Genomic DNA, 22400 nt, shown 5'->3' with positions numbered 1-22400 from the left:
GCCGCACGTATGTCTCGTAATCTCATCACCCTGCTGCCGATGCTGTCCCTGCTGGCCGCCTGCGCCGGCAACCAGGCCTACAACGATGGCCAGGCCATGCTCGGCGCGGGCCGCACGGAACAGGGCCTGGCCCTGCTGGAACAGGCGGCGCAAGCCGAGCCGACCAACGCCAAATACCGCATCGCCGTTACCAACGGCAGGATGCGCGCGCTGAACAAGCTGAATGGCGCTGCGGAAGCGCTGCGCCAGCAGGGTAACTTGGCCGGCGCGCAAGCGCTGTACCAGCAGGCCTTGGCGCTGGACGCCAGCAACGACGTGGCGCAGCGGGGCCTGGCCGGCGTGGCGCAGGATGAACGGCACCGCAAGCTGGTGCAGGAAGCGCAGGCCAGCTACCAGCGCGGCGGCGAGGTGAATATCGCGCAGGCGCAGGAAGCCTTGCGCCAGGTGCTGCAGGAGCGCCCCGCACAGCGCGAGGCCCTGGCCCTGAAAAGCCGCATCGGCGAATCGCAGTCGAAAAGCCTGCCGGCCGGCGGCAAGCTGGCGGCCGCCTACCGCAAACCCGTGACCCTCGAATTTCGCGATGCGCCGCTGCGTTCGGTGTTCGACTTCATCAGCAAGGTCTCTGGCCTGAACTTCGTCTTCGACAAGGAAGTCGATCCCGCGCTGCGCGCCACGATCTCCGTGCGCGACACCAGCATCGAAGAAGCGATCGCCATGCTGCTGGGCGCCAACCAGCTGGAGCAAAGCGTCACCAGCGACAAGTCGATCACGATCTACCCGAACACGCCGCAAAAGGTGAAGGATTACCAGCAGCTCGTCGTGCGCACTTTTTTTCTCGCCAATGCCGACGTCAAGACGGTGGCGTTTTCCATCAAGACCCTGCTCAAGGCCAAGGACGTCGTCACGGATGAACGCCTGGGCATCATCATGCTGCGCGATACGCCGGAAATGGTGCGCATGGCCGAGCGCATCATCAATGTGCAAGACCTGGCCGACCCGGAAGTGATGCTGGAGGTCGAGGTGCTGGAAGTCAAGCGCACGCGCCTGATGGAGCTGGGCGTGCGCTGGCCGGACCAGGCCAGCCTGACACTGGCCGGTGCTGCAGGCATTACGGGCGGCCTGGGCGGCCTGAAGGTGGCGGACCTGCACCGCATCAATGGCGACAATATCAACCTGGGTATCGGCGGCGTCACCCTGAACGCCAACAAGACGGACAGCGACAGCAATATCCTGGCCAATCCGCGCATCCGCGTGCGCAACAAGGAAAAAGCCAAGATCCTCATCGGCGACCGCGTGCCCGTCATCACCGTCACGACGAATAACGGCGTCAGTTCCGACAGCGTCAACTACATCGACGTGGGCCTGAAACTCGACGTGGAACCGAACGTCTACCTGGACGACGAAGTGGCCATCAAGATCAACCTGGAAGTGTCGAACGTCGTCAAGGAAGTCATCAGCAAGACGGGCACGCAGGCTTACCAGATCGGCACGCGCAGCGCCTCGACGGTCCTGCGCCTGAAGGATGGCGAGACGCAGGTGCTGGCTGGCCTGATCAGCGACGAAGACCGGGGCACGGCCAACAAGGTGCCGGGCGTGGGCGAACTGCCCGTGCTGAACCGTTTGTTCGGCAGCCAGAAGGACGACGCCATGCGCAGCGAGATCGTGCTGTCGATCACACCGCGCCTGCTGCGCAGCATCCGCCGTCCGGACCTGACGACAGCCGAATTCAACTCGGGCACCGAGGCCTCCGTGGGTGGCCGCGCCAGCGTGGGCGGCTCCCCCGAGGTCATCGCCGCGCCGGAGCAATCCGCGCCGCGCAGCGGCTCGCCCATGACGGGCGGCGACGAAGCACCCGCCGCCGGCGAAAAATCAGGCAAGGGTGGCCAGTGAGGTGGCCAGTGAAACCAAGGGGATTTACCTTCATCGAGCTGATGATCACCCTGGCCATCATGGCGACCCTGGCCACGGTGGCCGTGCCGATGGCGCAGGTGGCCTTGCAACGGTCCAAGGAACAGCAATTGCGCAGCGCCCTGATCGAAATGCGCGAAGCGATCGACGCCTACAAGCGCGCTTCGGACAATGGCCGCATCAAGCTGTCGCTGGGCGCATCCGGCTATCCGAAAAAACTCGAGGAACTGGTCGAGGGCGTGCCCGACCAGCGCAGCCCGTCCAAGCAAAACATCTATTTCCTTCGCCGCCTGCCGCGCGACCCGTTCCAGCCCAGGGAAGAAGGCAGCGCCGCCGACAGCTGGAGCAAGCGCGCCTATGCCTCGCCGCCCGACAATCCCAGCGAAGGCGAGGACGTGTTCGACGTCGCCTCGCGCTCGACCAAGGTGGGCCTGAACGGCGTGCCGCTCAATCAATGGTGAACCCGATGCCAGCCTCTTCTCCTCGCCGCGGCTTTACCCTGGTCGAACTGCTGGTGGTGCTGGCGATCATCTCGCTGCTGCTGACGATCGCCATCCCCCGCTATTTCGGCTCGGTGGAAAAATCGAAGGAAGTCGCACTGAAAGAAAACCTGCAGGTGCTCAGGAGCGGCCTCGATAAATACTATGCCGACAAGGGAGAATATCCGGCCGCGCTGGACGACCTGGTGACGCACCATTACTTCCGCAGCGTGCCGCTGGATCCCGTCACGGAGTCCGCCAGCACCTGGCAGCTGATCCCTTCGCCGAATGGCGAGATCGGCGGCGTGGCCGACGTGCGCAGCGGCGCCAAGGGCAAGACGCGCGAGGGTATCCCCTTTGAGCAGCTCTAGTTTTCAACGCCGTGCACGGGGCTTCGCGTATATCTGGACCCTGATGCTGGTCGCCTTCATGGGCGTGGGCCTGGTGCTGGCCAGCGAATTGCATGCCACGGCCGCGCGGCGCGACAAGGAGCGCGAGCTGCTGTTCATCGGCCATGAATTTCGCAATGCGCTGGGCCGCTACTACGACAGCACGCCGGGCGACGGGCGGCCCCGCTATCCATTGACCCTGCAGGAATTGCTGCGCGACCCGCGCTTTGCCAACGCCCGGCGGCACTTGCGCCGCGTGTATGCGGACCCCGTCACGGGCAAGGCGGAATGGGGGGTGCTGCGTCAGGAGGGACGCATCGTCGGCATCCATTCGCTGTCGCCGCAGCTGCCCATCAAACAGGACAATTTTCTCGATGAAGACGCCAGCCTGCGCCGCAAGCAGCGCTACGCGGACTGGCACTTCACGTATCCGCACGACCTGGTGCTGGCCCCGCCCGATGCGGCCGGCGGCGCGCCCGGGCTCAAGCCGAAAGGCGCGAACTGATATCATGCCCGCATTCCATATTCAGCATCGAGCAAAGGAGCAGGCATGAGCATAGGTGGCACATCCATCGAACAGGCATTGGCATCGCTGTCCGACATGACGGGCGGCATGGTCGCCATCGGCAAGGACGAACATGCGCAACGCATCGCCAAGGCGCAAGCGTTCATGCGCCAGCAGGGCATCGCCGCGATCTACCTGAACGCGGGCGCCAACCTCACCTATTTCACGGGCACCAAATGGTATGCCAGCGAACGCATGGTGGGCGCCATCCTGCCGGCCAGCGGCGACATCGAATACATCGCTCCCGCGTTCGAGGAAAGCACCTTGCAAGGCTTCATGCTCATCGAAGGCCGTGTCAATTGCTGGGAAGAGCATGAAAGCCCGTACCAGCTGTTCGTCGACGTGCTGGCGCGCATGGGGATAGCGCAGGATGCGGCCGCGCCGCCGCGCGTGGGCATCTGCGAAAGCGCCGCCTTCTTCATCTACGACGGCATCAAGCCGCTGGCCCCTGGTTATGCGCTGGAAAACGCGCGCACCGTCACCGCGTACTGCCGCAGCCGCAAGTCTCCGGCGGAAATCGCCCTGATGCAGCGCGTGATGGACATGACCCTGGCCGTGCACGTGGCCACGGCCAGCATGCTGGTCGAAGGCATCACGACGGTGGAAGTGGAAGAATTCATCCAGCGCGCGCACCGCAAGGTGGGGGCGCCCCGCTCGTATTTCTGCATCGTGCTGTTCGGCGAGGCGACGGCTTATCCGCATGGCGTCAATTACGTGCAAACCCTGAAGGCAGGCGACACGGTGCTGATCGACACGGGTTGCCAGGTGATGAACTACATCTCCGACATCACGCGCACCTATGTGTTTGGCGACATCAGCGAACGTCAGCGCAGCGTGTGGAACAGCGAAAAGGCCGCGCAGGCCGCCGCGTTTTCCGCCGCCCGGCTGGGCGTGCCCTGCGGCGACGTGGACCGTGCCGCGCGCGTCTCGCTGGAAGCCGACGGCTTTGGCCCCGGCTACAAATTACCAGGCCTGCCGCACCGCACGGGCCACGGCATCGGTCTCGATATCCACGAGTGGCCTTTCCTGGTGGGCAATGACACGACGCCGCTCGACGTGGGCATGTGCTTCTCGAACGAGCCGATGATCTGCATCCCCGGCGAATTCGGCATCCGCCACGAAGACCATTTTTACATGACGGCAGACGGTCCGCGCTGGTTCACGCAGCCGGCGCACAGCATCGACGATCCGTTCGGGCTGCGGGCTTAAGCCGGGTGTTGGATTACGCTGCGCTAATCCAACCTACGTCTTCGTCAACGCCAACCGGCGTGGCACGGGCATGCTGGATAAACCACCCTGCGCCAGCTTGAACACGGCCAGCGCCGTGCCCAGTTGCACGGCCTGTTCCTGCAACGATTCGGCGGCCGCCGACGCTTCTTCCACCAGTGCGGAATTTTGCTGCGTCATCTGGTCCATGCTGCCGATGGCTACGCCGATATCGCCGATGCCGGCGCTTTGCGCCTGGCTCGCGGCGCTGATCTCGGCCATGATGTCGGCCACTTTTTTCACGGAGTCGACGATCTGGCCCATGGTCAGCCCCGCCTCGTCGACCAGCTTCGAACCCACGTTAACCTTGGCTACCGAATCGCCGATCAATTGCTTGATTTCGCGCGCCGCAGCCGCGCTGCGCTGTGCCAGGTTGCGCACTTCGGACGCCACCACGGCAAAGCCCCGTCCCTGTTCACCGGCGCGCGCCGCTTCCACGGCCGCATTCAAGGCCAGGATATTGGTCTGGAAAGCGATGCCGTCGATGACGCCGATGATGTCGACGATGCGTTTGGATGAATCGTTGATCTCGCCCATGGTGGTGACCACCTGGCTGACCACTTGCCCGCCTTTGACTGCCACCGACGATGCCGACACCACCAGTTCGTGCGCCTGGCCCGCGTTGGCGGCGTTGTCGCGCACGGTGGAGGTCAGGCTGTCCATGCTGCGCGCCGTCTGATCCAGGCTGCCCGCCTGCGATTCCGTGCGTGCGGCCAGGTCCGCATTGCCCTGCGCGATTTCGGCGCTGGCCACCTGGATGGTTTCGGCGGACGCCTTGATACCGGACACCATGCCGGCCAGCCGGCCGCGCATCTCTTTCAATGCCGCCAGCAGGCTGGCCTGGTCGCCCGCCTCGGTGGCGATCTCCATCGAGAGGTCGCCATCGGCCACGGCGCGCGCAATCTGGCGCGCGTATTCGGGTTCGCCACCGAGCTGCTGCCAGATGGCGCGCACGACGAAATGCGACACAGCCACCAGGCAGACGATGACGGCCAGCGCCACGGCGATGCTGGTATTGAGCGCATTGCGCACATTGGCCGCGCTGCGCTCGATGCCCTGCTTGAATTGCAATTGCGCCTGTTCGTTGGTCTTGGCCAGGTCCGTGTTGAGCACTGCCAGCGCGCCCTGCATGCGGGTCACGGTCGCTTGCGGGTCGCCTTCTTCCATTTCCAGCATGATGCGCGCCGCGCTCAGGGCCGGCGCGTAATAGGCATCGAATTCCCTGGCCAGCCGCTGGCCCTGCTCGCGCTGGCCGGGGATCGCCGCAAAAGCGGTCAGTTTTTCGCGCAGCTTGACTGCCTGGCCGCCAACTTGCCCGATACGCTCCTTGTCGCCTTCGCTGACGGCGTCGCGCAAGGCGTCGCCGACGGCGGCCACGTCCAGGGTCAGCGACTTGGCCATGTCGAGCACGGGATAGTCGGCGCTTTCCGTCGCATGGATGGAATTGAGCGTGGCCGTGGACAGATAGGCGCTGACGGCCAGCCCCAGCCCGAAAATCACGGCCGAGACGACAGGCAGCGCCCATATCTTGCGTTTGATGCTCATTGCTGTCTCCTGATGTATGTGTACCGGGCCGCCGCATGGCGCGCGGCCCGGGCCGGCTTTATGGCGCCGTCAGCACCACTTTGACGCTGGCGTCGACGGCACTCTTTTCGATATAGCCGATGGCTTTCGGATCGGCGGCCACGGCCTTCTTCACGTCGGCGCTATTGGCCACTTCCTTCGGCAAGGTCGCCTTGCCCGTGAAGACCAGTTTGGACCACAGGGCCTTCGCCTGCGACGGCTCCTTGTCCGCCACCTTCTTGTAGAACTCGGCGCGCACGGGCGCACTTTCCGGCTGGTCAATCGGCGTCATGGCCGTCGATTTACCGAGGAAAAACTGCGCCACCTGTTCATTCGTCATGGCGCCGGCGGCGCTCTTCGGATTGACCACCACGACCACTTCGGCCATGGCGGGAACAGCGGTCGACAAGGCCAGCAAGGCAGCCACATTCAAGATCAATGGTTTCATGCGGCGCTCCTTAGAAAACGAAATCGATGGCGGCGGCAGCCACCGTGACTGGGCCATGGAAACCCGGCTTGGCTTGCACGAACAGGCCAGGGCCGTTCTTCGGCTTGATGCGGTCGATCTGCACTTTCAGCGCGGCCGAACGGTGGAAGTCCCAGCGCACGCCGATGCTGTCCGTCGATTGCTCGAGCTGGTTGCGCGCATAAGCGAGCGTGTCGACGCCCGCCGACAGGGCGCGCAGGGTCGGCGTGCAGGCGGCCGGATAGCCGGCCGGGCAGGATGCAGGCACCGTGTTGTTCACGCGGCCATCGGCCTTCAGGCTGGCGTGGCTGTAGTACGGCAAAAAGGCGCCGATGCGGTAGCCGCCCATCACGTACCACGATGTGCTGTCGCTGACATAGCTGTCCGTCTTGCGCTTCGCATATTCCGACTGCACCAGCACATTGTTCCAGTCCAGGCCCAGGCCCACGGAGGTGAACGACGCCTTCTTGTCCTTGACTTCCAGCGCATCGGCCAGGGCGCCCAGCTGGGCGATCCTGTAGCCGCTGCCGGCCGCGCGCAAGCTGCCCATCAGGGTATTCAGGCTGGGCGAATCGTTGATCGTCAGCTTGGTCTCGGCACGGCCGAAGCGCACGGTGACGGGGCCATGCTCGGCCACCACGTTGAGGGCGACGATGGACTTGCCTTCCACCTGCACGGTCGACGCGGGCCCCGTGGCCAGGGTGGCCTTGGTGCGTCCCAGCGCCAGCTGCGTGGTGATGCTGGTGTCGCCCGCGCTGAACTGGTAAGTGCCGTCGATGCCATCGATGCTGTTCAGGGGCACCTGCGAATACATTTCGCCGGGCGGGCGCAGCATGGTGTTGGCATAGCCGACGTTGCGGTAATCGGAAATCATGAAGACGGGCAGGCCCATGCGGCCAACGCGCACGCTGAAGCTGTCCGATACCTTGGCCTTGGCGAAGGCCCACGCCAGTTCGGCGCCGAAATCGTCCTCGCCATCCTTGCGCGCCAGGCCCTGCACGGTGGCCGACAACCACTGGTTGACGGTGACATTGGCTTGCAGCCCCAGGTTGGAATCGACGCCCGTGCGGGCGGTGCGGCCTGCGCCAGCCGCCTGGTTCGGGCGCGCGAACTGCGCGTTGTCGGTATCGGCCATGGTCAGGGCGGCCGTGCCGTAACCGCTGATCTTGATGGCGGGACCGGTAGCCTCTTCGGCATAAGCATGGCTGATGGCCAAGGGCATGGCCAGCAGGAAAATCAGGACGTGTTTATTCATAGTAATTAAATACCCGTAGCGGTGAACGTGGAATGGGACTCGCGGTCGATGGCTCACCGGCCGTAAAAGGCCGGGTCCGTTTTTTTCGCGCCGCCATCGCCTCGAGGAGCGTGCATGGCGGCGTGACCAGTGAGTAAAACCATGCTACAGAGAAAAGGTTTTACGTTGGAAAGTTTTCTTGAGGCAATGAGTGAATTCACCCCTTTTCACGAAAAAAGCACGCGTTCTAGAGGGGTTTATCTAAATAGCACGCCGTGCAAAACCACACTTTCGCTATATTTTTCATACACTTATGGATAATTCAAGACGAAAAGAAATCGAATAAAAAAAGCGCCGCCCGCGCGAAGATCGCGGGCGGCGCCGGCCGATGCGGTGCTACAGCAATGCTTACTCGCGCTTCGACACCAGGGTCAGGATGTCGTAGCTGGCCACCAGCTCCTCGTTCTGGTTCGTCACCTGCACGTCCCACGCGACCACGCCCTGGCCCACGCCAAAGACGTCCTTGCGGTTGCGGTCGACCTTGCGCTTGCACGTCAGGCGCGCGCGGATGGTGTCGCCGATGGCGACGGGCGCGACGAAACGCAGGTTGTCCAGGCCATAGTTGGCCAGCACGGGACCGACGCCGGGCGAGACGAACAGGCCGGCGGCGGCCGACAGCACGAAGTAGCCGTGGGCGATGCGCTTGCCGAACTGCGATTCCTTGGCCGCGATTTCGTCGAAGTGCATGTAGAAGAAGTCGCCCGAGATGCCGCCGAAGGCGACGATGTCCGCCTCGCTGACGGTGCGGCGGTGCGTCAGCAGCGAGTCGCCCGTCTTCAAGTCCTCGAAGTGCTTGCGGAACGGGTGGATCGGGCTTTCATTGACGTCCGCGCCGCGCACGTATTCGCCGGTGATGGCCGCCAGCATGGTCGGCGAGCCTTGCACGGCCGCCCGTTGCAGGTAATGGCGCACGGCGCGCACGCCGCCCAGCTCTTCGCCGCCGCCCGCGCGGCCAGGGCCGCCGTGCTTCAGTTGCGGCAGGGGCGAGCCATGGCCCGTCGAATCGACGGACGCCACGCGCTCGAGCACGTGCACGCGGCCATGCGTGGCCGCCACGTGCGGCACCACGCGCGCGGCGATCTTCGGATCGCGCGTCACCAGGGTGCTCACCAGGCTGCCCTTGCCGCGCGCGGCCAGGGCCAGCGCTTCATCGATATCGTGGTAGCCCATCATGGTGCTGACGGGGCCAAACGCTTCCACGTCATGCACGGCGTCGTTGCCGAAGGCGTCGCGGCACAGCAGCAAGGTCGGCGAGAAGAAGCTGCCATCCAGGGCGCCATCACCGAGGGGACTAAAACCGTCGGCCGCGCCGAACACCACCTCGTTACCCTGCGACAGGGTGGCGACACGTTCGGCCACGTCGTTCTGCTGCTCTTTCGATGCCAGCGCGCCCATGCGCACGCCTTCGATGGACGGATCGCCCACCACCACCTTGGCCAGGCGCTCGCGCAAGCGCGTGCCGACGGCGTCCATCAGGTGCTCGGGCACGATGATGCGGCGGATCGCCGTGCACTTCTGGCCCGACTTGCCCGTCATCTCGCGCACGACTTCCTTGACGAACAGGTCGAATTCCACGTCGTCCAGCGTGACGTCCGGCGCCAGGATGGCGCAGTTGAGCGAATCGGCTTCGCCGTTGAACGGCACGGACTGGGCGATCAGGTTGGAATTGGTGCGCAACTTGGCGGCCGTGGCGGCCGATCCCGTAAAGGTGACAAAATCCTGGCCATTCAGGCGGTCCAGCAAGTCGCCCGTGGAACCGATCACCAGCTGCAGGCTGCCAGCCGGCAGCAAGCCCGATTCATGCATCATGCGCACGACGGCTTGCGTCAGATAGCTCGTCGCCGTGGCCGGCTTGGCGATGCAGGGCATGGCCGCCAGGAAGCTGGGCGCGAATTTTTCCAGCAAGCCCCAGATGGGGAAGTTGAAGGCGTTGATGTGCACGGCCAGGCCGCCGCGCGGCACCAGGATGTGCGTGCCGGCGAAACCGCCCTTCTTGCCCAGCGCGATGGCCGGGCCTTCGTGCAGCACGTTCGACGACGGCAGCTCGTTGCTGCCCATGCTGGCGTAGGCGAACAGGGTGCCCGTGCCGCCTTCGATGTCGACCCAGCTGTCGGCGCGCGTGGCGCCCGACAAATGCGAGATCGCATACAGCTCTTCCTTGCGCTCGACCAGATACAAGGCCAGTGCCTTCAGGCGCGCGGCGCGCTGCTGGAAATCGAGCGCCATCAGGCCCGGCACGCCCGTCTTGCGGGCATACGTGACGGCTTCGTCGAAGTCGATCTTTTCCGCATGCGTGTGATAGATGACGCGGTTGTTCAAGGCGCTGTGCAGGGGCACGGCGGCGCTTTCGCCCAGCCAGCGGCCGGCGATCAGGCTTTGCAGGGTGGATATTTGAGCCATTTTTTTCTCCATAAATGATGTTGGCGGTGGCGTCGGATTACGCGGGGCTTGGCCCCGCTAATCCGACCTACGCCCATATTGCTTACTGCGCCGCAGCGTTCTTGTGCAAATGCAGCGGCAAGGCCGATTCGAAATTCAGGCGCTGGCGGTTCGCCTCGACTTCCGTCAGGGCTTCCACTTCGCGCATCGTCTGCATCGAGCGCACGGCCAGTTCGTGGTACTGGCCCGTGCCCGAGCTTTTCCATTGGATTTCATCGTCGGTCAGCGCGCGGATGATCTTGGCGGGCGTGCCCACCACCATGCTGCGCGGCGCGACGATCATGCCCGCCTTGACGAAACTCATGGCCGCGACGATGGACTCCTCGCCGATGACGGCGTTATCCATCACCACGGCGTTCATGCCGACGAGCGCATTGCGGCCGATGCGGCAGCCGTGCAGCACGGCGCCATGACCGATATGGCCGTCGACTTCGACCACCGTGTCGCAGCCGGGGAAGCCGTGCATGACGCAGGTATCCTGCAGGTTCGCGCCCTCTTCCAGGATCAATCGGCCGAAGTCGCCGCGGATCGAGGCCAGCGGACCGATATAGCAGCGCGGGCCGACGATCACGTCGCCGATCAGCACTGCCGACGGGTGCACGTAGGCGCTGGGGTGGACAACGGGGGTGACGCCGTTGATTTCGTAGACTTTGACCATAAAAACTCCTATTCATCTGCGCGCCATGCACGCTATTACTAGACGCAGCGGAAAACTGGGGTCAGACCCGGCGGGTCTGACCCCGGCCCTCCGCTGCCGCCTTTACATCCCCAAATACGCGCTCTGTACTTGCTCGTTATGCAGCAATTCGGAGCCGGGACCGGACAAGGTGATGGCACCCGTCTCGATCACGTAACCGACATCGGCGATCGACAGGGCCGCATGCGCGTTCTGCTCGACGAGGAAGATGGTGATGCCCTGGTCGCGCAGTTCGGCCACGATGCGGAAGATCTCCGCGATCAAGAGCGGCGCCAGGCCCATGCTCGGCTCATCGAGCAGCAGCAGTTGCGGACGGCCCATCAGCGCGCGCGCCATGGCCAGCATTTGCTGCTGTCCACCAGATAAGGTCCCGGCCAGCAGCAGGCGCTTTTCCTTCAGGATCGGGAACAGGCCATACATGCGCTCCATGTCGCCCGCCACGTCCTGTGCGGGACGTGTAAACGCGCCCAGGCGCAGATTGTCTTCCACCGTCATGGGGCCGAACACTTGCCGCCCTTCCGGCACCTGGCAAATGCCGCTGCGCACGCGCTTGTCGGCGCTCATGCGGCTGACATCCTGGCCGGCGAAGGCAATGCTGCCGGCGCTAATCGGCTGCACGCCGGAGATGGCACGCAGCAGGGTGGTCTTGCCGGCGCCATTCGCGCCCACCAGCGCCACCAGCTGGCCCTGGCGCACCTGCAAGTCGATGCCGTGCAGGGCCTGGATACGGCCGTAATGGCTGGTCAATCCCTGGATGTCGAGCACCAGCGGTGTCTGAGGTTTTTCCATCTTCATCATGCCGCCACTCCCAGATAGGCCGCCACCACGTCGGGATTGGCGCGCACTTCGGCGGCAGTCCCTTCGGCCAGCTTCTTGCCATAGTCGAGCACCAAAATATGGTCCGACAGATTCATCACCAGTTTCATGTCATGCTCGACCAGCACCACCGTCACGCCCGATTGCGCCACCTTGCGGATCAGGGCTTCGATCTCACCCGTCTCCGTGTGATTCAGACCGGCCGCCGGCTCATCGAGCAGCAGCACTTTCGGCTTGGCCGCCAGCGCGCGGGCGATTTCAAGGCGTTTCAAGGCGCCATACGACATCTGTCCCGCCTCGTCATCGATATGCCGGCCCACGCCGACAAACTCCATCAGGCCCGCCGCCTCGTCGCGGCAGGCCGCATCCGCGCGGCGCACGGACGGCAAACGCAGCATGGAAGCGAACAGGTTCTGGTTCAGGCGCAAATGCGCGCCCACCATCACATTGTCGATGGCCGTCATGTTCATGCACACTTGCAGGTTTTGAAAAGTGCGGCTCATGCCGCGCCGCGCCAGCGCATCGGGTGACATGGCTGCCACGTTCTCGCCATTGAGCAGTATCTCGCCCTTGCTCGGCGTGTACACGCCCGTGATCAGGTTGAACAGGGTCGTCTTGCCGGCGCCGTTCGGTCCGATCACGGAATGGATATTGCCTTCCTTGACGGTAAAGCTCACGTCCTGCACCGCATGCACGCCGCCAAAGCTCTTGCTCAGATTGTTAATCGTCAGCATCTCACACCTCCTGTGCAGATTGAGGCGGCGTCTTTGGCGTAGCGGAACGCTTGCGCGAACGGCTGGCCAGGCTCGGCACCAGGCCTTTCGGCATAAAGATCATGGTGGCCATCAGGATCACGCCAAACACCACCGTCTCCCAGCCTTCAAAACTGGACAGCAGCTGCGGCAAGATCGTCAGCAGGGCCGCGCCGATGATGGAACCGAAAATCGACGCCATGCCGCCCACCACCACCATCGTCACCAGCTCGATCGAGTGGAAGAAGCCGGCCAGGTTGGGGGTGATGAAACCGATGTAGTGGGCACTGATGCTGCCCGCGATGCTGGCAATGACGGCCGACAGCACGAACACGCGCACCTTGAAGCGGGTCGTATCGACGCCGACCACGCGGGCCGCCACTTCCGAACCGTGAATCGCCTGCAGCGCGCGCCCGACAGGCGAATCGATCAGGTTCAGGGCCAGCCACGTGACCAGCAGCAGCAATACGGCGCACACCAGGTACCACGATTTTTCACCGGCGATTTCCAGGCCGGCGACGCTGAAGGCGGACACGCCGATGCCGTCCGGGCCACCCGTCCACTGCGTCTCGTTGTTGATGACGATGGAAATGATGATGCCCAGGCCCAGGGTGGCCATGGCCAGGGTATGGCCCTTGAGTTTCAGCACGGGACGGGCCAGCAGCAGCGCCAGCAGGCCAGTCGCGACGGCGCCGGCGGCCAGCGCGGCCAGCGGCGGCCAGTTGTAGTGCGTGGTCAGCACGGCCGACGCATACGCGCCCAGGCCATAGAAACCCGCGTGCCCCAGGCTGATCTGGCCCGTGTAGCCCATCAGCAGATTCAGGCCGATGACGACGATGGCGTTCAGGGCGATACGGATCGCCACGTCATAGTAGAACGCATTCGTGAGGAACAGGGGCAGGATGGCCAGCACCAGGGCCAGCACCAGTAAACCACCGTGGCGCGAGCGGGAGAAGAAGGTCGTCATACACGCTCCGAATTTTTAGCGCCAAACAAGCCTTGCGGCAGGAAGAACAGGATCAACAGAATCAGCACGAAGGGGACGGCGTCTTTATACGCCGACGAGATGTAGCCGGCCGTCATGGCTTCGGCGATGCCGAGGATCAGGCCACCGGCAATCGCACCCGCACCGCCACCGAGGCCACCCAATACGGCGGCGACGAAGCCTTTCAGGCCCAGCATGATGCCCGCGTCGTACGAGGTGTACGTGATCGGCGCGACGAGAATGCCGCCGGCCGCGCCCAGCAGGGCCGACAAGCCGAACGAGAACAGCAGCACCTTGCGCGTGTTGATGCCCACCAGTTGCGCAGCCAGCTTGTTGTGCGACGTGGCCAGCATGGCCTTGCCCATCAGGGTGCGGCCAAAGAACCAGCCCAGCACCAGCACGATGACGACCGTCACGCCCAGCACCCACAGGCTTTGCGGCAGCAGGCTGGCGCCCAAAAATTCAATCGGCGCGTCGCCGGAAAAGGCCGGCAGCGAGTGCGTATCCTTGCCCAGCCAGATTTGCACCAGGCCGCGCAGCACGAGCGAGGCGCCGATGGTGATGATCAACAGGGTGATGACCTGCGCATTTTGCGCCGGTTCGATCACGGTCTTTTCCATCAGCAGGCCCACCAGACCGGTGGCGATGACGGCCAGGATGATGGCCAGCGGCAGCGGCACGCCGGCGGCCGACATCACGGCGGCCAGCATCCCGCCCAGCATGATGAACTCGCCCTGGGCGAAGTTGATCACGCCGCTGGTGTTGTAGATGATGGTAAAGCCCAGCGCCGCCAGCGCATAGGCGGAACCGACCGTCATCCCGGAATACAGAAATTGTAGAAATTGAGCGACTTCCATGGTGTCTCCATTATGTTCGACTATGCGCGGGCCGCCTTCAAGGGCAGCCCGCGCAGGTACTTCTGGCTTACCTTATTTCGAACATCACTTCGACAATTGCCATTCGCCGTTCTTCACTTCGACCATGCGGAACGCCGACAGGTCCAGGCCCATGTGGTCTTTGGTCGACATGTTGAATACACCAGTAGTGCCGACAAAACCCTTGGTCGATTCCAGCGCCGCGCGCACTTTCTCGCGGTCCGTGCCGCCGGCGCGCTTGATGGCGTCGACCGACAGGTTCAGGGCGTCGAGCGCATAGCCGCCAAAGGTCGACGGGTCGATCTTGTAGCGCTCTTTATACGTCTTGTCGTAGCCGACGACGATGGCCTTTTGCGCATCGCTGTCCGGCAGCATGGCGCCGATCAGCAGAGCCGGCGTTGGCAGGCGCACCCCTTCGGCGGCCTTGCCCGACAGTTTCAAATACTCGTCCGACGCCACGCCATGCGACTGGTACAGCGGCAGCGCGGCCATGCCCAGCTGGCCATAGTTCTTGGTGACCACGGCAGGACCCTGGCCCAGGCCGAAGACGAAGACGGCTTGCACGCCAGCCGTATTTTTGATGCGCGTGAGCTGCGCCGTGATGTCCGTATCTTTCGGGCCGTAGGTTTCGTCAGCCACCAGGGTGATGCCGTATTTCGAGGCGACGATTTGCGATTCCTTGCGGCCCGAGGCGCCAAAGCCGCTCGTTTCCGACAGCAGCCCCACCTTGCTGATGCCGCGCTTCTTCATGTCTTCGAACACCTTCTCGGCCGCCATGCGGTCCGTATGCGGCGTCTTGAAGACCCATTTCTTGACCGGGTCGATGATGACCACGGCGCCCGCCAGCGAGATGAAGGGCATGCTGGCGCGGTCCACCAGTGGCGCCATCGCCATCGTCGCACCGGTGGTGGTGCCGCCGATCAGCACGTCGACCTTGTCCGACTCGATCAGGCGCTTGGTAAAGCCGTTGGCCTTGGCGGCATCGCTGCCATCGTCGTAATGCACCAGTTCCAGCTTGCGTCCCAGCACGCCGCCGGCCGCGTTGATCTTCTCGATGTACAGCTGCAGGGTTTTCAGTTCAGGGTCGCCCAGGAAGGCGGCCGGTCCCGTGACGGACAGCACGGAGCCGATCTTGATGTTATCGGCCGCATACGCGCCCGCGGCGGACATGGCCAGCACGCCGGCGATCAGGGTTTTCTTGAAGATATTGGCAATCATTATGGTCTCCACCAGGTTGGCACTACGGTCAATTATGGTTGGCGCTTTTTTACAAGCCTGCGCCTTTTATGTTTACTTTGCTTTTACTCTGTTATACGCGTTCAATTACGACGGCAATACCCTGCCCCACGCCGATGCACATGGTGCATAGCGCATAGCGCCCGCCAGTCCGTTCCAGCTGGTTCAGGGCCGCCATCACCAGGCGCGCACCCGATGCGCCCAGCGGATGGCCGATGGCGATCGCGCCGCCATTAGGATTCACGTGGGCCGCGTCGTCGGCCAGGCCCAGGTCGCGTGTGACGGCCAGTGCCTGCGCGGCAAATGCCTCATTGAGTTCGATGACGTCCATCTGTTCGATGGTGAGGCCTGTTTGCGCCAGCACCTTGCGCGACGCGGGCGATGGACCAAAGCCCATGATGCGCGGCGCCAGGCCGGCCGTGGCCATGCCCAGCACTTTTGCGCGCGGCGTCAATTTGTATTTGTCGACGGCGGCGGCGGACGCCAGCAGGATGGCGCAGGCACCATCGTTCAAGCCCGAGGCATTGCCGGCCGTGACGGTGCCATCCACCTTCACGACACCCTTCAATTTCGCCAGCATCTCGATCGAGGTGTCGGGGCGCGGATGTTCATCCATCGTCACCATCTTCGGCTCGCCTTTTTTCTGGGGCACGGCGACGGGCACGATTTCACGATCAAAGACGCCAGCCGCGTTGGCCGCGGCCCAGCGCTGCTGGCTGCGCAAGGCCAGGGCATCCTGGTCGGCGCGGCTGATGCCGAACTCCACGGCCACGTTTTCCGCCGTTTCCGGCATGGTGTCGATGCCGTACTGCGCCTTCATCTTGCCGTTCACAAAACGCCAGCCCAGGGTCGTGTCTTCGATTTTCGCCGCGCGCGAAAACGCGCTGTCAGCCTTGCCCATCACGAAAGGCGCGCGCGTCATGCTTTCCACGCCGCCGGCGATGATCAGCTCCGCTTCGCCCGCCTTGATGGAGCGGGCGGCCATACCCACGGCGTCCAGGCTCGATCCGCACAGGCGGTTGATGGTATTGGCCGGCACTGCCGCCGGCAGGCCGGCCAGCAGCGCGGCCATGCGGCCCACGTTGCGGTTGTCCTCGCCCGCCTGGTTGGCGCAGCCGTAGAACACGTCGTCGATGGCGGACCAGTCGACGGACGGGTTGCGGGCGATCAGCGCGGCGATCGGCAGCGCGCCCAGGTCGTCCGCGCGCACGCTGGACAGCGCGCCGCCATAGCGGCCGAAGGGTGTGCGTACGGCGTCACAGATAAAGGCTTCGTTCATGTTTGCTTCCTTGTTCGTTTTTTTGTTCAAACTATCAGGAGAAAATCTTCGGGCGCTGGTCGACCACGCGGCGGGCCTTGCCCGTCAAGGTGCGTTCGATGCCGGCGGCGGCCACCAGACGCACGCGCGTGCTCACGCCCACGTGCGTCTTGATGCGGTGTTCCAGCTCGCGCGCCAGCGCGTCCGTTTCGCTGGCCGAGATGGTGGCGGTCAGGTCGATGCGCAGCTCGGCGATCACTTCCAGTTTGTCGAGGTGGCCGTCGCGCGTGACCACCAGCTGGTATTGCGGCGCCAGACGCGGCATTTTGAGGATCAGCTCTTCGATCTGCGTGGGGAAGACGTTCACGCCGCGGATGATCAGCATGTCGTCGGAGCGGCCCGTGATCTTGCCGATGCGGCGCATCGAGCGCGAGGTCGGCGGCAGCAAACGGGTCAGGTCGCGCGTGCGGTAGCGGATGATGGGCAGCGCTTCTTTCGACAGCGAGGTAAACACCAGTTCGCCCTCTTCACCGTCCGGCAGCACTTCGCCCGTTTCCGGATCGATGATCTCCGGATAAAAATGGTCTTCCCAGATGACGGGACCATCCTTGCTTTCGATGCATTCGGATGCCACGCCAGGCCCCATCACTTCGGACAGGCCGTAGATATCGACGGCGTCGATACCGGCGCGCGCCTCGATTTCCGAACGCATGGCGTCCGTCCACGGCTCGGCGCCGAAGATGCCCACCTTCAGCGACGATTCGGCCGGGTCCAGACCCTGGCGCGTGAATTCCTCGATGATGTTGAGCATGTACGATGGCGTGACCATGATGATGGACGGCTTGAAATCCTGGATCAGTTGCACCTGCTTTTCCGTCTGCCCGCCCGACATCGGGATGACCGTGCAACCCAAACGCTCGGCGCCGTAGTGCGCGCCCAGGCCGCCCGTGAACAGGCCGTAGCCGTAGGAGATATGGACCATGTCGCCCGCGCGGCCACCGCCGGCGCGGATCGAGCGCGCCACCACGTTGGCCCAGGTGTCGATGTCGTTCTGCGTGTAGCCGACCACCGTGGCCTTGCCCGTCGTGCCGCTCGACGCGTGGATGCGCACCACTTGCTCGCGCGGCACGGCGAACAGGCCGAACGGATAATTATCGCGCAAGACTTTTTTATCGGTGAACGGGAATTTGGCCAGGTCCGACAGGGATTTGAGGTCGTCCGGATGCACGCCCGCTTCGTCAAAAGCGGCGCGGTAATGGGGCACGTTGTCATACGCGTGCTTGAGCGTCCACTTCATGCGTTCGAGCTGCAGCGCCTGCAGTTCATCCTTGCTGGCGCGCTCGATCGGCTCAAGGTCATTTGGGGAAGGCGTACGTTGGACCATCATTGTCTCCTGTTTAATTCTTTAACTGTTCAATCGGTACCGGCAGTTCAAGCCTGCTCTTGTCACTTCAATTGCTGATAACTTCACCGGCCACGCGGATCGACTTGCCGCGGAAGAGCGCGATGGCGCGCCCTTCCTGGTTGCTCACCTTGACGTCGTAGACGCCGCTCTTGCCGGCCAGCGCCTGCTCGACGGCGTGCGCCGTCAGCACGTCGCCTTCACGGCCCGGCGCCAGGTAATCGATGGTGCAGCCGGCGCCCACGGTGTTCAGGTTGTAGCTGTTGCAGGCAAAGGCGAAGGCGCTGTCGGCCAGGGCGAAGATGAAGCCGCCGTGGCAGGTCTGGTGGCCGTTGAGCATGTCGGCGCGCACCGTCATCGTCATGCGCGCATGGCCGGGGCCCACGTCGGCCAGGGCGATGCCCATGGCGGCGGTGGCGTTGTCGCGCGACAGCATGGAGGCGGCGGCCGCTTCGGCCAGGGCTTGTGCAGTGATGTTGTGGTCTTCATTCGGCATGAAAGCGATCTCCATTGGCAAGTTTGCGGCGCAGCAGCGGCGAGACCCGGTAGCGGTCTTCGCCATAGCCCAGCGCCAGGTGCTGCAATACGGTGACGATGTGCTGGACGCCGACGGCATCGGCCCAGGCCAGCGGTCCGCGCGGATAATTGACGCCCTTCTGCATGGCGATATCGACGGCGGCCACCGTGCACACGCCCTGGTTGACGGCGTCGGCCGCCTCGTTGGCCAGCATCGCGACGGTGCGCATGACGGCCAGGCCAGGCACGTCGTCCAGGCGCGTGACGATGAAACCGGCCGCCTGGAACAGGCCAACGACGGCCGCGTAGGCGGCGTCGCTGCACTGGTCCGCACGGGCCACGGCGATGCGCTTGGCGCCAGCATAATCGAGCGCCAGGTCGAACAGCACCGTGTCCGGATGCTGGTTGTCGTGCGCGCGCTGGGTGGCGCTGCGCCCATCGGTGAGGTAAATCGCGGCGCCATGGCAATGCAGGGCCGGCGCCTCGTCGTGCGCCTGGCCTTCCTGCGTCACACGGCGGCTGACGGTGATGCCCGCCTGCTCCAGGCGCTGCACCAGGCTGTGGATGATGCCGCTGTGGCCACGGCCGTCGCCGCCGATGGCGGCTGACAGGGCGACGAATTCCGGGGTCGCTTGCGCGCTTTCCGCCTGCGCCACGGGGGCAACGGCGCCTTCGCCGTACCGGTAAAAGCCGCGGCCCGATTTGCGGCCGAGGAAACCGGCGTTGACCATTTCCTGCTGCAGCACGGACGGCGTGAAGCGCGGGTCGTTGAAATAGGCGCCGAACACGGATTGCGTGACGGAGAAATTCACGTCGTGGCCGATCAGGTCCATCAGCTCGAATGGTCCCATGCGGAACCCGCCCGCTTCGCGCAGCACGCAATCGATGGTGGCGGCGTCGCCCGCCTGTTCGTTCAGCAAGCGCCAGCCTTCCGCGTAAAACGGACGGGCGACACGGTTGACGATGAAACCGGGCGTCGATTTCGCATGCACGGGGTTCTTGCCCCAGGCGATCGACGTATCGTAGACGGTGGCGGCCACTTGTTCGCTGGTGGCCAGGCCACTGATCACTTCAACCAGCGCCATCAGGGGCACGGGATTAAAGAAATGCATGCCGACCAGGCGTTCCGGGCGGCGCAGCTTGGCGGCAATCGCCGTGACGGAAATCGACGACGTGTTCGTCGCCAGGATGCAGTCGTCGGCCACCAGTGATTCCAGTTCGGCGAACAGGCCGCGCTTGACGTCGAGGTTTTCCACGATGGCTTCCACCACCAGGGCGCAATCGCTCACATCGGCCAGGCTGCCAGCCGCCTGAAGGCGCGCCGTGGCGGCCGTGGCTTCATCGGCCGTCATGCGGCCCTTTTCGGCCAGCTTCGCATACATCTTGCCGATGTCGAGCAAGGCCTTGCTGACGGCTTCGGCCCGCGTATCGTACAGTTTGACTCTGTAGCCGGCAGCCGCGGCCACCTGCGCGATACCGGCCCCCATGGCGCCACTGCCGATGACGGCGACGATACTGTTGTTGTCCAAAGCTGCCATATCAATGTCCCTTGAATTGCGGTGTGCGCTTTTCCATGAAGGCGGCCACGCCTTCGCGGTAATCGTCGCTGTGACCGAGTTCGCTCATCATGCGCGCTTCCAGCGCCAGCTGCTGCGGCAGGGTATTGGCGCCACTGAGAGCCAGCGCCTGCTTGGTGTAGGCCAGACCCTTGGTCGGCGCCGTGGAAAAGTGTACGGCCAGCTTGCGCGTTTCTTCCACCAGCTGGGCATCCTCGACGCATTTCCAGATCAGGCCCCAGTCTTCCGCTTTTTCCGCCGTCAGTTTTTCGCCGAGCATGGCCAGACCCATGGCGCGCGCCGAACCGATCAGGCGTGGCAGGAAGAAGGTGCCGCCCGTGTCCGGGATCAGGCCCAGCTTGCAGAATACTTCAACAAAGCTGGCCGACTTGCCGGCGATGACGATGTCGCAGGCCAGCGCCAGGTTGGCGCCCGCGCCGGCGGCCACGCCGTTGACGGCGCAAATCACGGGCATGGGCAAGGCCTTCAAGGCCAGCACCAGCGGCGCATAGTTCTTTTCCACCGACTCGCCCAGGTCCACGCCCTTCGAACCTGGCTCCACGGCGCGGTCGGACAAATCCTGGCCCGCGCAAAAACCGCGGCCCGCGCCCGTCAGCACGAACACGCGCACGGAACTATCGGCGTTGACTTTCGCAATCGCGTCGCGCACTTCCTCGTGCATGGCTTGCGTGAAGCTATTGAGCTTGTCGGGACGGTTCAGGGTCAGGGTGGCGATACCCTGTTCGATGGTGAAGAGGATGTTTTGGTAGGTCATGGCGTCTCGCTTTGGTAATAGGTACGGCAGGGCGCGTGCCCTGCGCCGGCTTATTCTGCCTGGTCGAAGTCGACCACGACCTTGTCTGTGAGAGGGAAACTCTGGCAACTGAGGACGAAACCGCGCGCCACTTCGTAGTCTTCCAGCGCGTAGTTGACGTCCATTTCGACTTTGCCGTCGAGGATCTTGCAGCGGCAAGTCGAGCATACGCCGCCCTTGCACGAATAGCGCATGTCCAGCCCGGCGCGCAGGCCCGCGTCGAGGAGGGATTCCTTGTCCTTGTCCATCGTGAAGGTGGTGTGGTTGCCGTCCATGATGACGGTCACTTCCGTTTCCTGCACGGCGTCGGCGGCCAGCTGGGCGCGCGGCTTGTGGGCATTTTTCGGGATGCTGGCGGCGAACAGTTCGATCTTGATATTCTGCTTGGGCATGCCGGCTGCCTGCAGGGCGGCGGAGACGCCCAGCATCATGTCTTCCGGGCCGCAGATGAAGGCATTGTCGTAGTCTTCGACCTTGATCCAGTGCTGCAGGAACTGTTCACATTTTTCCTGCGTGATGCGGCCGTTGAACAATTCGATATCCTGCTGCTCGCGGCTCATCACGTAGACGAGGTTCAAACGCTCCAGGTACACATCCTTCAGATCCGTCAATTCTTCCTTGAAGATGACGGACGACGAGGCGCGGTTACCGTAGAACAGGGTGAAGCGGCTCAGGGGTTCCGTCAGCAGGGTCGTCTTGATGATGGAGAGGATGGGCGTGATGCCGCTGCCGGCCGCGAACGCCAGGTAGTGCTTGCGGTTGACGCAGTCGAGCGGCACATTGAAATGGCCCATGGGTGGCATCACTTCGATGGTGGCGCCGGCTTTCAGGGTGTCGTTCGCCCAGGTGGAAAATGCGCCGCCCGGCGTGCGCTTGATGGCCACGCGCAGGGTGCCGTCCTGCACCGCCGAACAGATGGAATACGAGCGGCGCACGTCTTCCGCATTGATATTGGCGCGCAGGGTCAGGTGCTGGCCCTGCTGGAAGCTGAACTGCTGCTGCAATTCAGCTGGCACGTCGAACGTGACGGCGATGGTGTCGCGCGTTTCGTTGCGCACGTTGGCCACGCACAGCGGATAAAATTTACTCATGCTTCATCTCCAGTTTCTTCGGAACGTGTGCCT

21 protein-coding genes are annotated in these 22400 nt (G+C 63.8%); 5 read left to right on the top strand and 16 right to left on the bottom strand.

Going from position 1 to position 22400, the window contains the following annotated elements:
* The first annotated feature begins 9 nt into the window (after positions 1-9).
* The 5 genes from ACPJXG_RS03180 to ACPJXG_RS03160 are packed head-to-tail and all read left to right on the top strand — an operon-like array spanning position 10 to position 4550.
* On the top strand, positions 10-1890 hold the full coding sequence (locus tag ACPJXG_RS03180; RefSeq protein WP_425253385.1) for a secretin and TonB N-terminal domain-containing protein: 1881 nt from the start codon (positions 10-12) through the stop codon (positions 1888-1890).
* Positions 1891-1898: 8 nt separating this feature from the next.
* Positions 1899-2369, top strand: coding sequence for a type II secretion system protein (locus ACPJXG_RS03175; RefSeq protein ID WP_268747017.1), 471 nt, complete (start codon positions 1899-1901; stop codon positions 2367-2369).
* A gap of 5 nt (positions 2370-2374) precedes the next feature.
* Positions 2375-2758: a type II secretion system protein gene (locus ACPJXG_RS03170; RefSeq protein ID WP_425253384.1), complete on the top strand. Its 384-nt coding sequence runs from the start codon at positions 2375-2377 to the stop codon at positions 2756-2758.
* Positions 2745-3281, top strand: a complete 537-nt coding sequence (locus ACPJXG_RS03165) for a type II secretion system protein (RefSeq protein WP_425253383.1) — start codon at positions 2745-2747, stop codon at positions 3279-3281. The genes ACPJXG_RS03170 and ACPJXG_RS03165 overlap by 14 nt, the downstream gene beginning before the upstream one ends.
* A gap of 45 nt (positions 3282-3326) precedes the next feature.
* On the top strand, positions 3327-4550 hold the full coding sequence (locus tag ACPJXG_RS03160) for a M24 family metallopeptidase (protein ID WP_425253382.1): 1224 nt from the start codon (positions 3327-3329) through the stop codon (positions 4548-4550).
* A 33-nt stretch (positions 4551-4583) separates the two neighbouring features.
* Here ACPJXG_RS03160 and ACPJXG_RS03155 read toward each other — a convergent pair whose 3' ends face one another.
* The 16 genes from ACPJXG_RS03155 to paaE all read right to left on the bottom strand — a co-directional run bounded on the left by ACPJXG_RS03155 (position 4584) and on the right by paaE (position 22367).
* A complete protein-coding gene (locus ACPJXG_RS03155; protein ID WP_425253381.1) occupies positions 4584-6152 on the bottom strand; it encodes a methyl-accepting chemotaxis protein in 1569 nt (522 codons plus the stop codon).
* A 58-nt stretch (positions 6153-6210) separates the two neighbouring features.
* A complete protein-coding gene (locus tag ACPJXG_RS03150; RefSeq protein ID WP_176387330.1) occupies positions 6211-6618 on the bottom strand; it encodes a hypothetical protein in 408 nt (135 codons plus the stop codon).
* 10 nt (positions 6619-6628) lie between these two features.
* Positions 6629-7891 (bottom strand): hypothetical protein, encoded by a 1263-nt coding sequence (locus tag ACPJXG_RS03145; RefSeq protein ID WP_425253380.1) that lies wholly within the window; start codon positions 7889-7891, stop codon positions 6629-6631.
* 387 nt (positions 7892-8278) lie between these two features.
* Positions 8279-10330 carry a phenylacetic acid degradation bifunctional protein PaaZ gene (gene paaZ / locus ACPJXG_RS03140; protein WP_425253379.1) on the bottom strand — a complete coding sequence of 684 codons (2052 nt, stop codon included), beginning with the start codon at positions 10328-10330 and terminating at the stop codon, positions 8279-8281.
* 82 nt (positions 10331-10412) lie between these two features.
* The gene (paaY, locus tag ACPJXG_RS03135; protein WP_099401668.1) at positions 10413-11027 is read right to left on the bottom strand and encodes a phenylacetic acid degradation protein PaaY; all 615 of its coding nucleotides are present in this window, start codon (positions 11025-11027) and stop codon (positions 10413-10415) included.
* A 102-nt stretch (positions 11028-11129) separates the two neighbouring features.
* Positions 11130-11861: an ABC transporter ATP-binding protein gene (locus ACPJXG_RS03130; RefSeq protein WP_425254708.1), complete on the bottom strand. Its 732-nt coding sequence runs from the start codon at positions 11859-11861 to the stop codon at positions 11130-11132.
* Entirely contained in the window at positions 11861-12616 is a 756-nt protein-coding gene (locus ACPJXG_RS03125) for an ABC transporter ATP-binding protein (protein ID WP_278317074.1), read from the bottom strand. The genes ACPJXG_RS03130 and ACPJXG_RS03125 overlap by 1 nt, the downstream gene beginning before the upstream one ends.
* Before the next feature lies 1 nt (position 12617).
* On the bottom strand, positions 12618-13601 hold the full coding sequence (locus tag ACPJXG_RS03120; protein ID WP_425253378.1) for a branched-chain amino acid ABC transporter permease: 984 nt from the start codon (positions 13599-13601) through the stop codon (positions 12618-12620).
* Positions 13598-14476: a branched-chain amino acid ABC transporter permease gene (locus ACPJXG_RS03115; protein ID WP_046684305.1), complete on the bottom strand. Its 879-nt coding sequence runs from the start codon at positions 14474-14476 to the stop codon at positions 13598-13600. Before ACPJXG_RS03115 ends, ACPJXG_RS03120 begins: the two co-directional genes overlap by 4 nt.
* 84 nt (positions 14477-14560) lie before the next feature.
* Positions 14561-15712 (bottom strand): ABC transporter substrate-binding protein, encoded by a 1152-nt coding sequence (locus ACPJXG_RS03110; protein WP_425253377.1) that lies wholly within the window; start codon positions 15710-15712, stop codon positions 14561-14563.
* 91 nt (positions 15713-15803) lie between these two features.
* The gene (gene pcaF, locus ACPJXG_RS03105; RefSeq protein WP_425253376.1) at positions 15804-17009 is read right to left on the bottom strand and encodes a 3-oxoadipyl-CoA thiolase; all 1206 of its coding nucleotides are present in this window, start codon (positions 17007-17009) and stop codon (positions 15804-15806) included.
* Between the two features lie 34 nt (positions 17010-17043).
* Positions 17044-18372, bottom strand: coding sequence for a phenylacetate--CoA ligase PaaK (gene paaK / locus ACPJXG_RS03100; RefSeq protein ID WP_425254707.1), 1329 nt, complete (start codon positions 18370-18372; stop codon positions 17044-17046).
* A gap of 67 nt (positions 18373-18439) precedes the next feature.
* A complete protein-coding gene (paaI, locus tag ACPJXG_RS03095; RefSeq protein WP_425253375.1) occupies positions 18440-18886 on the bottom strand; it encodes a hydroxyphenylacetyl-CoA thioesterase PaaI in 447 nt (148 codons plus the stop codon).
* A complete protein-coding gene (gene paaH / locus ACPJXG_RS03090) occupies positions 18876-20444 on the bottom strand; it encodes a 3-hydroxyacyl-CoA dehydrogenase PaaH (RefSeq protein ID WP_425253374.1) in 1569 nt (522 codons plus the stop codon). Before paaH ends, paaI begins: the two co-directional genes overlap by 11 nt.
* Position 20445: 1 nt before the next feature.
* Positions 20446-21237: a 2-(1,2-epoxy-1,2-dihydrophenyl)acetyl-CoA isomerase PaaG gene (gene paaG / locus ACPJXG_RS03085; protein ID WP_425253373.1), complete on the bottom strand. Its 792-nt coding sequence runs from the start codon at positions 21235-21237 to the stop codon at positions 20446-20448.
* 50 nt (positions 21238-21287) lie between these two features.
* A complete protein-coding gene (paaE, locus tag ACPJXG_RS03080) occupies positions 21288-22367 on the bottom strand; it encodes a 1,2-phenylacetyl-CoA epoxidase subunit PaaE (RefSeq protein WP_425253372.1) in 1080 nt (359 codons plus the stop codon).
* Between the last annotated feature and the right edge of the window lie 33 nt (positions 22368-22400).

This window comes from Janthinobacterium sp. NFX145, assembly GCF_049810325.1.
Classification (GTDB): domain Bacteria; phylum Pseudomonadota; class Gammaproteobacteria; order Burkholderiales; family Burkholderiaceae_D; genus Janthinobacterium; species Janthinobacterium rivuli.
This window is presented reverse-complemented; position numbering and strand designations above follow the sequence as displayed.

Bases quoted from the DNA above. Each gene is read 5' to 3' on its own strand.
- ACPJXG_RS03180 (WP_425253385.1), top strand. From the start codon at position 10: ATGTCTCGTAATCTCATCACCCTGCTGCCGATGCTGTCCCTGCTGGCC.
- ACPJXG_RS03170 (WP_425253384.1), top strand. From the start codon at position 2,375: ATGCCAGCCTCTTCTCCTCGCCGCGGCTTTACCCTGGTCGAACTGCTG.
- ACPJXG_RS03160 (WP_425253382.1), top strand. From the start codon at position 3,327: ATGAGCATAGGTGGCACATCCATCGAACAGGCATTGGCATCGCTGTCC.
- ACPJXG_RS03155 (WP_425253381.1), bottom strand. From the start codon at position 6,152: ATGAGCATCAAACGCAAGATATGGGCGCTGCCTGTCGTCTCGGCCGTG.
- ACPJXG_RS03150 (WP_176387330.1), bottom strand. From the start codon at position 6,618: ATGAAACCATTGATCTTGAATGTGGCTGCCTTGCTGGCCTTGTCGACC.
- ACPJXG_RS03145 (WP_425253380.1), bottom strand. From the start codon at position 7,891: ATGAATAAACACGTCCTGATTTTCCTGCTGGCCATGCCCTTGGCCATC.
- paaZ (WP_425253379.1), bottom strand. From the start codon at position 10,330: ATGGCTCAAATATCCACCCTGCAAAGCCTGATCGCCGGCCGCTGGCTG.
- paaY (WP_099401668.1), bottom strand. From the start codon at position 11,027: ATGGTCAAAGTCTACGAAATCAACGGCGTCACCCCCGTTGTCCACCCC.
- ACPJXG_RS03130 (WP_425254708.1), bottom strand. From the start codon at position 11,861: ATGAAGATGGAAAAACCTCAGACACCGCTGGTGCTCGACATCCAGGGA.
- ACPJXG_RS03125 (WP_278317074.1), bottom strand. From the start codon at position 12,616: ATGCTGACGATTAACAATCTGAGCAAGAGCTTTGGCGGCGTGCATGCG.
- ACPJXG_RS03120 (WP_425253378.1), bottom strand. From the start codon at position 13,601: ATGACGACCTTCTTCTCCCGCTCGCGCCACGGTGGTTTACTGGTGCTG.
- ACPJXG_RS03115 (WP_046684305.1), bottom strand. From the start codon at position 14,476: ATGGAAGTCGCTCAATTTCTACAATTTCTGTATTCCGGGATGACGGTC.
- ACPJXG_RS03110 (WP_425253377.1), bottom strand. From the start codon at position 15,712: ATGATTGCCAATATCTTCAAGAAAACCCTGATCGCCGGCGTGCTGGCC.
- pcaF (WP_425253376.1), bottom strand. From the start codon at position 17,009: ATGAACGAAGCCTTTATCTGTGACGCCGTACGCACACCCTTCGGCCGC.
- paaK (WP_425254707.1), bottom strand. From the start codon at position 18,372: ATGGTCCAACGTACGCCTTCCCCAAATGACCTTGAGCCGATCGAGCGC.
- paaI (WP_425253375.1), bottom strand. From the start codon at position 18,886: ATGCCGAATGAAGACCACAACATCACTGCACAAGCCCTGGCCGAAGCG.
- paaH (WP_425253374.1), bottom strand. From the start codon at position 20,444: ATGGCAGCTTTGGACAACAACAGTATCGTCGCCGTCATCGGCAGTGGC.
- paaG (WP_425253373.1), bottom strand. From the start codon at position 21,237: ATGACCTACCAAAACATCCTCTTCACCATCGAACAGGGTATCGCCACC.
- paaE (WP_425253372.1), bottom strand. From the start codon at position 22,367: ATGAGTAAATTTTATCCGCTGTGCGTGGCCAACGTGCGCAACGAAACG.